This is a genomic window from Bacillus sp. AFS053548, assembly GCF_002575105.1.
GTDB lineage: Bacteria > Bacillota > Bacilli > Bacillales > Bacillaceae_G > Gottfriedia.
Genome location: NZ_NUHI01000003.1, coordinates 1 through 11,726 on the forward strand (window position 1 = coordinate 1; position 11,726 = coordinate 11,726).

Sequence of the window (11,726 nt, forward strand, 5' to 3'; positions counted from 1 at the left end):
TAGTTGAAGATCAAGAGTTACTTCGGTGACTCTTTTTTGTTTAACTAAATGGCAGGTTTGTGGCATAAGAAGGACTTATTTTTTAAGTGTTGAATTTTATTAAATATAGAAAGAAGGGTAAAAATGTCAGCACCCTATTTTGAGGTTGTTTTTTCATACCGTTATAAAAGCATACATTCTAATTTTGTTAAGGATGTATACAGCACAATATTTCAAAACGGATTTCCTTATAAGAAGCCATATTATGCACCAAGATTTAGTTTAGAAGATGTTATTAGTTGGAATCAGAAAAAATTAGAGAACAAATTCATTTTAGGTGGTAAACAAGATTGGGAAAAACATGATTATAAGCAAATTCTGTTGGATCGGGAAGGTTATGAAGGGTTAAGGTTGTTTTGGTTTTATAGAAATGATGAAGAAATTGAGCTTGTTCTAATTACTTCAGAATCTGATGTATTAGATGATAATAATAAATTTATTCCCACAAAAATTACCCCATTTATAGAACTTTCCAAGAAATTGTGGGTGGAAACAGATGTCAATATAATTGAAGCTTGGCCAGAAGTTAATGCTTCGAGAAAACCTTTTTCTTTAATGAATAAGAATCATCTTCAAAGAGTACAAAACTTTAAGTTTAAAAACTTTAAGTTTGAAGATTTAGTTAAAGAAGGAATTATCCTACTAGATAAAACCTTATTAAGCTAACGCATGCATTAGTTGAAGATCAAGAGTTACTTCGGTGACTCTTTTTTGTTTAACTAAATGGCAGGTTAGTTCAATAAGTTTTTACTTTTAATTTGTATCTTAATTAAATTAATCACAGTCAACATTCTACTTCAACTTGAAATCGAATAACATTTTATTGATAGTTATTTTTTTGCAAGGAGGGGGATATCTTTGATTCAAAAATTACTTCTTTCAAAGGATCAAATGATATACATAATTCAAAATGGTTTGCAAAAAACTAATTCACCAAAACATGTAACTATTATAGGGGCAGGAATATCTGGCTTAGTAGCTGCCTCACTCTTAAAAGAAGCTGGACATCAAGTTACTATTATAGAAGCAAATAACAGAATAGGGGGGAGAATTTACACAAAAAGGGAACCTTTTATTAATCATGAATATATAGATCTTGGTGCAATGCGGATACCTTCATTTCACTATTTAGTTTTTGAATATATAAAAAAATTCAATTTACAAGTAAATGAATTTATTAATAGTACTCCTAATGATCTAATTTTCATTAATAATGTATTAACAGATGAAAAAAATTATAAAACAAATCCAGACCAATTAAAGTTTAATGTCTCCCCAAGTGAAAAAGGAAAAACAGCAACAGAGTTACTATTATTAGCAGTTGGTCCAAAATATCATTTTAACAATCTCAATTCTTATATTAACTGCCTGTACGAACGGGAATAGTGCACTTGATAAGCTAAAAGAAGATTACCCTAAAACAGTAAAAAAAGAAGCAGAAGTGTTACCTAAGGATATTCAAAATGAAATAGTTGTACCAAAGAGGTTACCATTCAATGTAAAGAATGTCTCAATAGATGTTCAAAAAAAGATTGGAACTGATATGATTGATCGAACTTCAATTAATTATGCGGACGGAAAAAGGGTTATTTTGGAAGTCACGACATATCATCAAAAAAACATCGAGTTCTCAGGTGAGGGACAACAATTAACAACAAAGTTAAAAGATGGAACAAAGGTAATAATAGTAAGAGATGATAAGGAGGGTTCGAAAATAATTCGATGGAAAAAAGATGGATTTTATCACGAAATAATGTTAGTTAAATTATCAGATATAGATAAAAATTACACAATTAAAGACCTAGTTGAAACAGCTAATTCAATATACAAGTAACTTCTCTTTTTTAAAAATTTAACTGGTTAGTTTTGAATAAGAAAATATTTTAACTCTAAAAAAGATTAATTGACCGTATCATCTAATAACATTAAATTAGGATTAATCTTTATAGGAATGATCTGGGTGGCTGAAGTTAGAAGCAAAAAAGTTATCGATAGAGGACTAATTTTATTTTTAGTTTTAATGTTGATTTTTTTTAGCTCTAAATGCTCCTAAAATACAAATTTCATTTAAACCAACACTGGAAGGAACTTATCGATGTGAAGAGCTTCCTTTTGGGTCGTTCGTATTTGATAAAGAGAATGATTATGCTTTTATTTTCGATAATTTTATACTTTCGGAATCGGGAAAGTTTTCACGAGAATTCGACAAAGGTTTCTACGTAAAAAAAACTGATACACGGTATGTAATCAATAGTCCTAAATTTAACAATGTAGAAATTAAATATAATTTAAAAAATCAATCTATAAAAATCAAGACTGACGAAGGAACTTACACGTGTAAACAAATTAGCACAAATCCGATGATTAATATCTCTAAATACGATTGATTAGATTCAGTTACTATGAGATAAAAAATCTTTTATAAATTAATAATGTTATAGGGAGATTTTAGAATAAATGAGTATTATTTTAGAATTTATATTAGATGTTATTGGGGAAATGTTAACACCTTCTTCCTCCTCTAGGGAGTTTAATAAACAGCAAAATGAAAGAATGAAACGGAATATCAATTTATTATCAAATTTGCATTGGTTTTCTACTTTATTGGAAAATGATGAACGATGTAAAGAACTTTTTCTAAGAAAATTAGACGAAGCATCAAACAAGTTTTTTATTAAATATTTTCAGTAAAATAATAGGTTTTCTTAATTTCACAAGTTGCTTAATTGCAGTTTTTTATATTGTACAATTTAGCAATTTTGTTAAATATAAAAAAGGACATCTCGATCCCTATATTGAATAAAGAGGTAACTGTGATAGTAAAGTGCAGTGGTTAAATTGAAAACAGTAATATCTTAATATTTTAAAGGCGGTGTAAAATTATGAACAGCAGTCCAATTGTGAAAGAATACTCTAATGATTATCAAGTTCAAGTAGTAGATTTGATTCTTGATATTCAGCAGCAAGAATACAATATTAAGATCACCAAAGATGACCAGCCTGATTTGTTTACGATAGAAGAATTTTATCAGAATGGAAACGGGAACTTTTGGGTGGCTCTTTATGGTGATAAAGTAGTTGGTACTATCAGCCTTTTAGACATAGGGAATCAAGAAGTTGCGTTAAGAAAGATGTTTGTAGACAAAGAATACAGAGGTGCAAAATATAAAACTGCAAGTCTCTTATTAAATAATGCTATTAAATGGGCGAAAGAAATGTCAATAAAAGCAATTTATCTTGGAACAACTCCTCAATTTTTAGCTGCTCATAGATTTTATGAGAAAAATGGTTTTACAAGTATAGAAGTTACAGATTTACCTGAAAAATTTCCAGTAATGAAGGTCGATAAAAAATTCTATAAGTATTTGGTTGAATAGATAGAAATGAATACATAACAAAAAAAGAACAACCGTGGACTTGAGCAGTCCGTCGTTGTTCTTTTTAGAATGATTGTCTAATTTGATAATCATTTTTAGGTGAAAATTGTTTTTAAAGAATTATGCATTTACCTGACTATAAAGAATACGTTTTATAGTATTTTCAGCTTCGTTTAATTGGATTGAAGTTTCAAAAGTAGCTTGTGCCTGCCCTGCACCGCCTCCACCTTTTCCTTCAACTTGTTTTAGTAAATTTTTAATTAGCTCTCCGCAATGTACATCATTTTTTAGTTGATTAATTAGCAATAATTTTTGCTCTTTTACACTTAATAATACAAGTAATGAGGGTTTTTTAGCTTGGATTGTCTTTGCGAGTAACTGTAAGTCTTTTACAGATTCTTCTTCAAATGTTTTAATAATGATATCATTCGTTGCATTTAATAGTAATTCGTTAGAAATTGAGTTAAAGATCGTTTCTTTCATTTTGTCGATTTCTTTTTGCGCCTCTTTTAATTCATTAATCGTCGTTTCGACTTTTTCCTTAACTTGATCAGTATGTGTATTAAATAATTGATTAATATTTGATATTGTTTTACTAGTCTTTTGAACTTCTTCTAGTGCTCTAAAGCCACATTTAAAATGAAGTCGTGTAGTTTGTCTTACTTTTTCAGTTTTAATTAATTTAATTAGTCCAATTTCACCCGTTTGTTTTACATGTGTACCACAACAAGCAGATAAATCAGTATGTAAAATCTCAACAATTCGAATGTTGTCTTCAACTTTTGGTAATTTGCGTAGTTGAAGTGCATTTAATTCTTCTTGATTTACGAAGTAAGTTTTAATTTCAATATTAGCAAGAATCTTTTCATATACTGCTCTTTCAATTTGATTTAATTGTACAGCAGAAAGAGAAGGTGTATCTAAATCAATTGTAACGGTCTCTTTTCCTAAATGAAAACTTACAGTAGGTACGTCAAATAGTTCAATAATTGTTGCTGAAAGTAAATGTTGGCCACTATGATGCTGCATATGATCAATTCTACGGTCCCAATTTATCTCACAAGTTGCTTCAATTGTATCCGGTCTTGCATTTAAGACATGGATCACTTCTTCATCATCTTCTATTAAATCAACAATTTCGATTCCATTAATTGTACCGAAATCAGATGGTTGCCCGCCACCTTCAGGATAAAATGCAGAATCTTCAAGTTTGATCTGAAACAAAGAATCGACTTCTTTAATGTCTGTAATTTTAGTAAACCATTTTTTTAATGAGGGGTGTTCAAAATATAATTTATTTGCCATGATAATACCTCTAATCTTTTAATTTCCAAAATTGATGTTTAATTTAAATTATATAGAAACGAAATAAAAACTTAAAATAATCTATTCCTAATTTTAGCATAATTGACAATTAGACAAATAGATTTTAGTATTTAGTTAATTAACTAAATACTAAATCTTAGAGGTGTGAAATGTGAACGAATTATTTAAAGCATTATCGGATCCAACTCGAAGGAAAATTTTAGATTTATTAAAAGAGAAGGATTTAACTGCTGGAGAAATCTCAGAACAATTCGATATGTCAAAACCTAGTATTTCTCAGCATCTTAAAATTTTAAAATCAGCCCAGTTAATTCAAGATGAAAAGAAGGGGCAATTTATTATTTATTCTCTAAATATGACAGTTTTCCAGGAAATTATAAGCTGGGCATATAGTTTTAAAGAAAAATAATTGAGAGGTGACATATTTTGAAGAAGCATATCATAGCAATTTTACTATTTATTTGTTCACTAATATTATGGATTATTAACTTTCATAATTTACCAAGTCAACTACCAGTACACTGGGATTTTTCAGGTAATGTTAATAATTTTGATTCAAAAATGCAAACCTTTATCGAGCTACATGCGATCATGCTTTTCGTTTATTTATTGCCAATTGTAACTCCAAAGATTGATCCAAGAAAAGAGAATTATAAGTTATTCCAAAGAAGCTTGTACTTTATGGCTACAGGGATTTTATTTATTTTCTTTTTAATTAATATGAGTGTTTTATTTTATGGATTAGGTTACGACGTTCATATCGGCTCAATGAGTTTTCTTTTTATTGGCCTTTTGTTTATGTTTCTTGGAAATTATATGCCTCATGTTCGTTCGAATTATTTTATTGGCGTCCGTACACCATGGACATTAAGTAATGAAAATGTTTGGAAAAAAACTCATCGAGTTAGCGGTAGATTATTTATGATCGTTGGTTTATGTTTTTTATTGCTTTATTTTATACCAGTGAGTAATAAGGGAATAGTTGTCATTCCTTTAATCATATTATTAGTTGGTTTTCCAACTATATACTCATATATTGCCTTTAAAAAGGAAATGAAAAACTAAACTTAGCTGTTTTTTTACAAAATTTGGTGAATGTTTTTGAATTTATTCTAGAAAAAATTTAATTTCCTTTTAAAGTATGGTATTGTAAAGAGTAGAGCAAAAGAGTTGGAGGAATATAATTAAAATGATTACAGTAAGCAATGTTAGTTTGCGTTTTGCGGACAGAAAATTATTTGATGATGTTAATATAAAGTTTACACCAGGTAACTGTTACGGTTTAATTGGTGCAAATGGTGCGGGTAAATCTACTTTTATTAAAATTTTATCTGGTGATATTGAGCCTTCAACAGGTGATGTAATTGTAACGCCAGGTGAGCGTCTTGCAGTATTAAAACAAAACCAATTTGAATATGAAGAGTTTGAAGTTCTTCAAACTGTTATTATGGGTCATACTCGTCTTTTCGAAGTAATGAAAGAAAAAGATGCAATCTACATGAAGGAAGATTTCACTGAAGAAGATGGCATGAAAGCTGCAGAACTTGAAGGTGAGTTTGCAGAGTTAAATGGTTGGGAAGCAGAATCAGAAGCTGCGATTTTATTAAAAGGTCTTGGCATTACAGAAGAATTACATGATAAAAAAATGGCTGAATTACAAGCAGGCGAGAAAGTAAAAGTTTTACTTGCTCAAGCATTATTTGGTCAACCAGATATTCTTTTACTAGATGAGCCAACGAATAACTTAGATCTTAAAGCTGTTCAATGGTTAGAAAACTTCTTAATTAACTTTGAAAACACAGTTATCGTTGTATCACATGACCGTCACTTCTTAAATCAAGTATGTACGCATATGGCTGATTTAGATTTTGGTAAAATTCAACTTTATGTTGGTAACTATGATTTCTGGTATGAATCAAGTCAATTAGCTCAAAGATTAATGTCTGATGCTAATAAGAAAAAAGAAGAGAAAATTAAAGAACTACAAGGATTTATTGCTCGATTTAGCTCAAATGCATCAAAAGCAAAACAAGCTACTTCTCGTAAAAAACTTTTAGATAAAATTACGCTTGATGATATTAGACCATCTTCTCGTCGTTATCCATTCGTTGGATTTACGCCAGAGAGAGAAGTTGGGAATGATTTATTAACTGTTGACGGAATTTCAAAAACAATCGATGGTGAAAAAGTATTAGATAATGTACGTTTTACTGTAAATAAAGGTGATAAAATTGCGTTTGTTGGTAAAAATGACGTTGCAATTTCAACTTTATTTAAAATCTTAATGGGTGAAATGGAGCCAGATACTGGTTCATTTAAATGGGGTGTAACAACTTCACAAGCATTTTTCCCTAAAGATAACTCTGAGTTCTTCGAAAAAAGTGATATGAACTTAATCGAATGGTTACGTCAGTTCTCTCCACAAGATGAGTCTGAAAGCTTCCTACGTGGTTTCTTAGGACGTATGCTATTCTCAGGAGAGGAAGTAATGAAAAAAGCTTCTGTTCTATCTGGGGGAGAAAAAGTTCGTTGTATGCTTTCAAAAATGATGTTAAGTGGTGCAAACGTATTGGTATTAGATGATCCTACTAACCACTTAGACTTAGAGTCAATTACGGCATTAAATAATGGTTTAATTGCCTTCAAAGGTACTGCATTATTTACATCTCATGACCATCAGTTCATTCAAACAATTGCAAACCGTATCATTGAAGTAACACCAAACGGTTTAGTTGATAAAGAGTGTACTTATGATGAGTTCTTAGAGAACAAGGATTTACAAAAGCAAGTAGAAGAGTTATATAAAAAGTAATTCCAACGGCACAGGCCATTCACGTTGAAAGTGAATCTTTGTGAAAAGAGTGAAACCACTAATCAATTGATTAGTGGTTTTTCGTACTTTCATCTTGATTTCATATTTGTTAAACTATAAAAAAGGGAGGAGAAAAAATGTCTGAGCTAAATGAAAATAAGTTTTTTAAAAAGTATTTAAAGAAAGCTTCTTCCTATTTAGGAAATAAAGAAAAATCAACGAAATTATTGAAAAAAGCAGCTAAGCTGGCACCAGATAAAAAAGGCGCGCTTGGTGAAGCTTGGGAAAAAGTAAATTTATTTATCGATCTATTTAAATCATATATTAATGGTAGTTATAGAGATATTTCCACAAAATCAATTTTGACAGTAATCGGGGCATTAATTTATTTTGTCAGTCCTATTGACGCAATACCAGATTTTATCGTAGGCTTAGGCTTTTTAGATGATGCAACGATTTTAGCGTATACATTTAAACAAATTAACAAAGATATTGAAAAGTATAAAATTTGGAAAGAAAATAATAACGAAAAAGATGATTTAACAAATTTAGTGGAAATTGAAGAGTCAGAGCAAGATCATGAGTTAAAAGATTAAAGTTTAAAAATCAAAATTAAAATAAGGTTGCCCATTATTTATTAATGAGCAACCTTTTCTATACTGTTTAATAATGTACATGACTATCTTCTTTTGACCAAACAATGAAAGGGTTTTCAATATCTTTGACTTTAATCATAATTTGTTCACTAGGGATTGTTCGATCTTCATATGGCAATGAAAGTTCATTATAAATATGTGCATCATCAAATCCAATTTTTGCAGCATCATCTTTTGTGAAAAAATAATATATTTTTGAAATTCTAGACCAATAGGCGGCACTTAGACACATCGGGCATGGTTCACAGCTAGTATATAAGACAGCATCCTTTAATAAATATGTACCTAAATTTTGACATGCGTTTCGAATTGCTTGGACCTCTGCATGTGCAGTTGGATCATTTAAAGTTGTGACTCCATTTACGCCGGCACCAATTACTTTTCCATCTTGGACAATAACTGCTCCAAATGGCCCACCATTCTTATTTAATAAGTTTTCGTAAGCAAGTCTAACACTTAATTTAATCCAATCAGAGTGATTCAAACTAACACCACCTTTATAGTAATAAGGGCGAAAGGTATTTACATTTATCTAATCTATTAAATTAATATAAATAAGTAGTCAATCAAATTGGTTAATCGTTATACAATTCTTTAAATCAACCATTATATTAAAAAGGGTATCTTACTTATTTGTACACTCCATTACTGTATTTAAGAACATATTTAATCAATATAAAGTAAGAAAATTCATTTTTTTATGAACAATAATAATAGAGTAATATAATTCAAACAAAAATTTTTAATATAAAAGTTAGTGCTTAACGAGATAAGAAAACTTATAAATATTGAAAATGTCGAATAATTTATTCAGAAATTTAAAGGAGTTATTTGAACCGAATTAGAATATGTAAACGGTTACAACTTTTTTAAGGATGTGTTTCGAATGAAGAACTTCGGAAATTATATTCAATTGCAAGTTTATAGTGACGGGAAAAAAAGTGAGATTCCTGTTAGATTTGAGGATTTAGAAAAGTTAGCACAAGATCAATTAGAGGAAGGGCCTTTTTATTATATAGCAGGGGGTGCTGGTAGTGAGCGCTCGATGAATGAAAATCGTGTAGCATTTGATAAGTGGAAAATTGTACCGCGTATGTTACGTAATGTCGCTGAGCGTGATATTAGTATAAATTTATTCGGCAAAACATATAATTCGCCAATTTTATTTGCTCCAATCGGTGTTCAGTCGATTGCGCATCCAGAAGGGGAACTTGAAGCTGCTAGAGCAGCAGCAGAATTGAATATTCCATACATTACTAGCACTGCATCTACTTACTCATTAGAAAAGGTTTCAACTGTTCTAGGAAACTCACCTAAATGGTATCAATTATACTGTAGTAGTGATATGGAAATAGCAGCAAGTATGATGAAACGGGCTGAAGCAAATGGCTACGAAGCGATTGTTATTACGCTTGATACCTCGATTATGGGTTGGAGAGAAAAAGATATTGAAAATGCATATTTACCATTTTTACAAGGGCAAGGTATTGGTAACTATTTAGAGGATCCTGTATTTCGCTCACGCTTAACTAAATCACCTGAAGAAGATCTACATTCAGCAATTTTATTATGGACAAGACTATTTGGGAATCCGGCATTAACATGGGAAGATTTAGCATTTTTGCGAGATCAAACTAAATTACCTATTTTATTAAAAGGGATTTTACATAAGGACGATGCGATGCTTGCTCTTGAATATGGTATGGATGGCATTATCGTTTCAAATCATGGTGGTAGACAAGTTGATGGAACAATTAGTACTTTAGATGCATTAGAGAGTATTAGTAGTGAATTAAAAGGTAGATTACCGATTTTAATGGATAGTGGCATTAGAAGGGGATCAGATGTATATAAAGCATTAGCAATCGGTGCTGATGCAGTATTAATTGGTCGACCGTATATGTATGGCCTAGCTCTTGCAGGTAAAAACGGGGTAGTTCAAGTCATGAAAAATATTTTAGCTGATTTTGATTTAACGATGGCTTTATCCGGACAAAAAAGGATTAGTGAATTAAAGCCATCTTTGTTAGTGAAAGAAAACCTTAGTAAACATTTTTAAAAATTAAAAAGAGCGATCTCAGTGAGTGCTTAGACTAATGAGTCGCTCTTTATTTTTTAGAATAGAATTATGCTGCGTTCTTTACTTCGGTATATTCTTTAACGAATAACTTTTCCATCATACATCCTATTACAAAACCGATTAAACCAGGTATTACCCAACCGAAACCTTTTTCTTGCATCGGAACAATCGATAATAATTCATTTAGTCCGTTATTTAAAAATGATGAATTGATAATCTCGATTAAGCTATAAACTCCAACAAATAAAATTGTTAATAAATAAACAGGTCTACCTTTAAATGGTAATTGATCATGTAAAAGTGCTAATACAATCAGCGCAATTGCCACTGGATATAAAAGACCTAATATTGGAACAGATACTTTTAATATTTGCGTAAGTCCTAAATTTGCTACGAATCCACTAACAAAACATAATAAGATTGCCCATTTTTTATAAGATAATTTAGGGAAAATACTATTAAAATATTGAGAACATGATGTGATTAAACCAATACAAACACTTAAACATGCAAGTGTAAAAATAAGTCCTAAAACAATCGTTCCACCATTGCCAAATAATTGATTCATTACTGTTGTTAAGACGATTGCTCCATTGTCAATTTGTCCAGTAATCGTTGCTGAGGCACCTAAGTAGCCAATTATAAAATAAGTCATCGATAATAATAATGCACAAATTAAACCGAAAATAATTAAATACTTAATATGTAATTTTTGATTTGTTACATTTAATCTTTGAAAAATATTGATGAAAACAATCCCGTAGATTAATGCACAAATCCCATCCATTGTTTGATAGCCATCTAAAATTCCTTGTGAGACAGGATTAGATTTGTATGTTAAGGATGCAACCTTAAAACTAGATAAGTCTGTAAACATTGCTTTAATAAAAACAATAAAAATTAAGATTAGTAAAGCTGGAGTTAAAATTTTACCGAATCTGTCAACTAATTTTGAAGGTGATTTAGCAAACCAATAAACGATACTAAAAAACACAATCGTATAAACTAATAGTCCTATTGGCGAAATAGTCAAACCTTCGGACAAAAATGGTTTAACTCCCATTTCATATGCCAGACTACTAGCTCGTGGAATTGCAAGTCCAGGTCCGATCGACAAGTAGATTGCCATCGGGAAGAGAAGCGCAAAAATAGGATGTACTCTCTTTACAAGCGTATCAAAATTACCGGATTTTGCGATTGCAATAAATGCTAAAATCGCAATGCCTGCATCCGAAATAATAAATCCAATAATTGCTTGCCATACATTCTCTCCGGCTGCTTGTCCAATGTATGCTGGGAAAATTAAATTACCAGCGCCAAATAACATCGAAAATAACATAAATCCAATAAACAGTATTTCTTTTTTTGTTAAAGTATTCAAATAATTCACCTCGAACATAGTTGCATTTTGAAAATGATTTTCTCATTCTACCAAA

13 protein-coding genes are annotated in these 11,726 nt (G+C 30.5%); 10 read left to right on the forward strand and 3 right to left on the reverse strand.

The genetic code is table 11. The annotated features are described in order from the left end of the window. Positions 1-123 precede the first annotated feature (123 nt). The 5 genes from CN946_RS00810 to CN946_RS00830 all read left to right on the forward strand — a co-directional run bounded on the left by CN946_RS00810 (position 124) and on the right by CN946_RS00830 (position 3,416). Entirely contained in the window at positions 124-705 is a 582-nt protein-coding gene (locus tag CN946_RS00810) for a hypothetical protein (protein ID WP_098859481.1), read from the forward strand. A 192-nt stretch (positions 706-897) separates the two neighbouring features. Then, positions 898-1,425, forward strand: a complete 528-nt coding sequence (locus CN946_RS00815) for a flavin monoamine oxidase family protein (protein WP_098859482.1) — start codon at positions 898-900, stop codon at positions 1,423-1,425. 55 nt (positions 1,426-1,480) lie between these two features. Then, the gene (locus tag CN946_RS00820) at positions 1,481-1,873 is read left to right on the forward strand and encodes a hypothetical protein (protein ID WP_218012628.1); all 393 of its coding nucleotides are present in this window, start codon (positions 1,481-1,483) and stop codon (positions 1,871-1,873) included. Positions 1,874-2,496: 623 nt separating this feature from the next. Beyond that, a complete protein-coding gene (locus CN946_RS00825) occupies positions 2,497-2,730 on the forward strand; it encodes a hypothetical protein (RefSeq protein WP_098859484.1) in 234 nt (77 codons plus the stop codon). A gap of 191 nt (positions 2,731-2,921) precedes the next feature. Further along, complete coding sequence (locus tag CN946_RS00830; protein WP_098859485.1) at positions 2,922-3,416, forward strand: GNAT family N-acetyltransferase; 495 nt, start codon at positions 2,922-2,924, stop codon at positions 3,414-3,416. 120 nt (positions 3,417-3,536) lie between these two features. Here the strand turns inward: CN946_RS00830 and CN946_RS00835 are convergent, their stop codons facing one another. Beyond that, the gene (locus CN946_RS00835; protein ID WP_098859486.1) at positions 3,537-4,721 is read right to left on the reverse strand and encodes an alanyl-tRNA editing protein; all 1,185 of its coding nucleotides are present in this window, start codon (positions 4,719-4,721) and stop codon (positions 3,537-3,539) included. 172 nt (positions 4,722-4,893) lie between these two features. Between CN946_RS00835 and CN946_RS00840 the strand changes: the two genes are divergently transcribed. The 4 genes from CN946_RS00840 (at position 4,894) to CN946_RS00855 (ending at position 8,150) form a co-directional block, all read left to right on the forward strand. Next, positions 4,894-5,151 (forward strand): autorepressor SdpR family transcription factor, encoded by a 258-nt coding sequence (locus tag CN946_RS00840; protein ID WP_097977665.1) that lies wholly within the window; start codon positions 4,894-4,896, stop codon positions 5,149-5,151. A 17-nt stretch (positions 5,152-5,168) separates the two neighbouring features. Continuing rightward, the gene (locus CN946_RS00845; protein WP_098859487.1) at positions 5,169-5,807 is read left to right on the forward strand and encodes an SdpI family protein; all 639 of its coding nucleotides are present in this window, start codon (positions 5,169-5,171) and stop codon (positions 5,805-5,807) included. Between the two features lie 124 nt (positions 5,808-5,931). Next, positions 5,932-7,554 carry an ABC-F family ATP-binding cassette domain-containing protein gene (locus CN946_RS00850; protein WP_098859488.1) on the forward strand — a complete coding sequence of 541 codons (1,623 nt, stop codon included), beginning with the start codon at positions 5,932-5,934 and terminating at the stop codon, positions 7,552-7,554. A 137-nt stretch (positions 7,555-7,691) separates the two neighbouring features. Next, positions 7,692-8,150 carry a YkvA family protein gene (locus CN946_RS00855; protein ID WP_098859489.1) on the forward strand — a complete coding sequence of 153 codons (459 nt, stop codon included), beginning with the start codon at positions 7,692-7,694 and terminating at the stop codon, positions 8,148-8,150. A 67-nt stretch (positions 8,151-8,217) separates the two neighbouring features. Here the strand turns inward: CN946_RS00855 and CN946_RS00860 are convergent, their stop codons facing one another. Beyond that, positions 8,218-8,694 (reverse strand): nucleoside deaminase, encoded by a 477-nt coding sequence (locus CN946_RS00860; RefSeq protein ID WP_098429480.1) that lies wholly within the window; start codon positions 8,692-8,694, stop codon positions 8,218-8,220. A 402-nt stretch (positions 8,695-9,096) separates the two neighbouring features. Here CN946_RS00860 and CN946_RS00865 point away from each other — a divergent pair, with 402 nt between their 5' ends. Next, on the forward strand, positions 9,097-10,269 hold the full coding sequence (locus tag CN946_RS00865; RefSeq protein WP_098859490.1) for an alpha-hydroxy-acid oxidizing protein: 1,173 nt from the start codon (positions 9,097-9,099) through the stop codon (positions 10,267-10,269). Between the two features lie 67 nt (positions 10,270-10,336). Here CN946_RS00865 and brnQ read toward each other — a convergent pair whose 3' ends face one another. Beyond that, positions 10,337-11,671: a branched-chain amino acid transport system II carrier protein gene (gene brnQ / locus CN946_RS00870; RefSeq protein ID WP_098859491.1), complete on the reverse strand. Its 1,335-nt coding sequence runs from the start codon at positions 11,669-11,671 to the stop codon at positions 10,337-10,339. Positions 11,672-11,726 lie beyond the last annotated feature (55 nt).

What these genes read in the sequence shown, in the direction of transcription:
- CN946_RS00810 (WP_098859481.1), top strand. Translation starts at nt 124, where the DNA reads ATGTCAGCACCCTATTTTGAGGTTGTTTTTTCATACCGTTATAAAAGC.
- CN946_RS00825 (WP_098859484.1), top strand. Translation starts at nt 2,497, where the DNA reads ATGAGTATTATTTTAGAATTTATATTAGATGTTATTGGGGAAATGTTA.
- CN946_RS00830 (WP_098859485.1), top strand. Translation starts at nt 2,922, where the DNA reads ATGAACAGCAGTCCAATTGTGAAAGAATACTCTAATGATTATCAAGTT.
- CN946_RS00835 (WP_098859486.1), bottom strand. Translation starts at nt 4,721, where the DNA reads ATGGCAAATAAATTATATTTTGAACACCCCTCATTAAAAAAATGGTTT.
- CN946_RS00850 (WP_098859488.1), top strand. Translation starts at nt 5,932, where the DNA reads ATGATTACAGTAAGCAATGTTAGTTTGCGTTTTGCGGACAGAAAATTA.
- CN946_RS00855 (WP_098859489.1), top strand. Translation starts at nt 7,692, where the DNA reads ATGTCTGAGCTAAATGAAAATAAGTTTTTTAAAAAGTATTTAAAGAAA.
- CN946_RS00865 (WP_098859490.1), top strand. Translation starts at nt 9,097, where the DNA reads ATGAAGAACTTCGGAAATTATATTCAATTGCAAGTTTATAGTGACGGG.